The 2478-nt window shown below is 73.5% G+C and carries 3 protein-coding genes; 1 reads left to right on the top strand and 2 read right to left on the bottom strand.

Features of this window, described 5'->3' with window-relative positions; all coding sequences use genetic code 11:
• Positions 1-328, bottom strand: a 328-nt coding sequence (locus CVO76_RS16845) for a DUF3499 domain-containing protein (protein WP_208740212.1), incomplete at its 3' end; no start/stop codon positions are given.
• Positions 329-452: 124 nt separating this feature from the next.
• Between CVO76_RS16845 and CVO76_RS16840 the strand changes: the two genes are divergently transcribed.
• Positions 453-947 (top strand): metallopeptidase family protein, encoded by a 495-nt coding sequence (locus tag CVO76_RS16840; protein WP_133082017.1) that lies wholly within the window; start codon positions 453-455, stop codon positions 945-947.
• A gap of 15 nt (positions 948-962) precedes the next feature.
• Here CVO76_RS16840 and CVO76_RS16835 read toward each other — a convergent pair.
• Positions 963-2478 (bottom strand): DUF5719 family protein (locus CVO76_RS16835; protein WP_208740211.1); only part of this gene is annotated, 1516 nt, incomplete at its 5' end.

Below are 2478 nucleotides of genomic sequence, written 5' to 3'. Positions count from 1 at the left end.
GCTCCATGGGCGGCCTGCTGCCGCGCTGCCCGGGGGTCGGCTGGTCCGGAGCGGGTTCGGCGGCCGCCTCGCGGACCGCGTCGGCCAGGGCCAGCAGATCGTCGGAGTTGTGTTCCGGCACGGCGTCCGGGAGCGTGAGGCGGACGACCTCCCAGCCACGGGGCACCGTCAGGCGCTCCGCGTGGACGGAGCAGAGATCGTAGGTGTGGGGTTCGGCGTAGGTCGCGAGGGGACCCAGCACCGCGGTCGAATCCCCGTAGACATAGGTGAGTGTGGCCACCGCCGGCCGCTGGCAGGCTGATCTGGAGCATTGACGGAGTGATCCCACGATCGGCAAGCCTACCGGGGTTTGGGTGCGGCGGCCGTCAGGACGCGCTTCCCGCCCGTGTGCATCCCCTCGGATCCGGGCTTCCGGGCGTGCGGGCGCGGTGTCGAAGGCTTACAGTCTTTACATGCAGGATGCTTCCACTTTTTCGGTCGAGCTGACCGATCCGACGTCCTCCGAGGGGCGCCCGGCGCGGTCGTTCTACGAACGCCGGCGTAATCGCAGGGGACGCGGGATGCGTGGCGAGGTGCTGCCGCAGCACCTCCCCGGTTCGCGGTCCAGGTCGGAGCAGTTCGACGACTGGGTGATGGAGTCGGCGCAACGGCTCGAGCGCCTGTGGGGTGAGCGGATCCAGGACCTGCAGATCGTGGTGCAGGAGATCCCGGACGGCCTGGAGGACATGACGCCGGAGACCCTGCGGGGCCTCCTCGGTTCCTGCTCCCCCGCGGCGCCCGGCCGGCCGGCGGTCATCACGATCTACCGTCACCCGATCCTCATGGCGGCCAGGGCACTCATGCCGGTGAACGAACTCATCCACGACGTCGTCGTCGAGCAGACCGCGGAACTCATGGGACTCGCCCCGGAGGCGGTGGACCCCGCCTACGGTCGCTCGCAGGCCTAGTCCGGGCAGACCGGCCTAGTAGCCCAGCTCCACCGCGATGCTCTGCGGGGCCGTGACACCGGCCGGGATGCTCGCCACGGAGATCCCGGCGCGTGCTCCCGGCAGGACCATGACCTGCGCTCCGTAGGCAGGATCCCCCGTCGCATCGACGAGGACGGCCGCAGGGCTGCGCCCGAGGGAGGACGACGGCACGGTGACGGAGGTCCCTCCCGCGATGCCGATCACCACCGGCTCGCCGAGCGCGCCGTCGGCCGCGACGGGTGTCAGCGTCACCTCGCTCCTGCCGCTCGGTGCACCGAGGACCAGGGAGGTGTCGACGCCCTCCGCGAGGGCCATCGCCGAGTCGTTGCCCAGCCTGGCGGCGGCGGGGGCACCGGCGAGGTCGACCGGCTTCCCGTCGTCGGTCCCCCGGACGACGCGTGCCGACGCGACCACCGAGACGTCCGAGGTCACGGCGACGGTGTAGTTGCCCTCGGCCAGGGCGTCCAGCGGGATCGCCGTCACCGAGCCGGCGGCGGCCGTCACCACTCCCCCGCCGGGAAGCGCGACCTCGCCGTCCCGCCCGTAGACCGTGATGCCCAGCACGGCGTCGCTCGACCCTGGGACGAGCACCTGCAGTTCGGGGGCGGCGGCACCGTACCCCTCCTGCTCGCGGATGCTGCGCGCCGTCGCCGCGTCCTGCACGACGACGCCGGGCACCACCTGCGTGGTCCCGGCCGCGACGGCCGGCGAGAGCAGTTCGACCCCTCCGGGCGTGAGGCCCCTGAGGGCGCTCTGCTGGACGACGCCGGAGATGCGCCCCCCGTCGCTGCGGACCCGCACGGCGACGCGCTCCTGGTTCGCGGCGAGTGCGGCGAGGACGATCTGGCGGGTCTCACCCGGTGCCACCAGTTGCCCCCGTGTCCCGGCCGCCTCGATCGGACCGTCCTGCCCGTACAGCTCGAGGGTGACGGTCGCCGCCGTGCCGGTCGGGTTCGTGAGGGTGAGGATCGCGGACTGCCCGGCGGTCGTCGAGGCCCCCAGGAGCCAGAAGTCGCTGGAGGGCACCTGGCAGCCCGTCGCGGCGAGGCCGCGGAGGTCGCCGTCGGTGGCCGTGTAGGTGGAGGTGGCAGCGGCGACGGGTACGAGGCCGCCCTGCGGCTGCGCCCGGAACACGGAGGGGGCATCGACCCGCACGCCGCGGGAGACACCCGCCAGGCGGTTGGTCAGGCCGTCCTCGCTGCTGCTGGCCGGACCGCTCGAACCGAGCGACACCTCGGGGGCGAAGTCCTCGATCAGCGCCAGCGGGGCACCCCCACCGACCGGCAGGAAGCCGCTTCCGGTGAGGGTCGCGCCGAGGTCGCTGAGGACCATCGCACTCACGGTCGTCCTGGCGGTCGCGGAGGCGGGGCCGAACTCGGGGTCGGCTTCTCCGGCGGCCGATGCGAGCAGGCGGGGCGGTGCGGGGCAGACCGCGGTGAGATCCCCCGCAGGGACGACCGCCGGGGGGACGGCGACGGCCACGCCCGGCTGCCCGACCAGCGGGTCGGCG

The sequence above is a fragment of the Arthrobacter agilis genome, assembly GCF_002953615.1.
GTDB classification, from domain to species: Bacteria; Actinomycetota; Actinomycetes; order Actinomycetales; family Micrococcaceae; genus Arthrobacter_D; species Arthrobacter_D agilis_B.
Note: the sequence above shows the minus strand (reverse complement) of the source record. Positions and strands in the feature narration are given on the sequence as shown.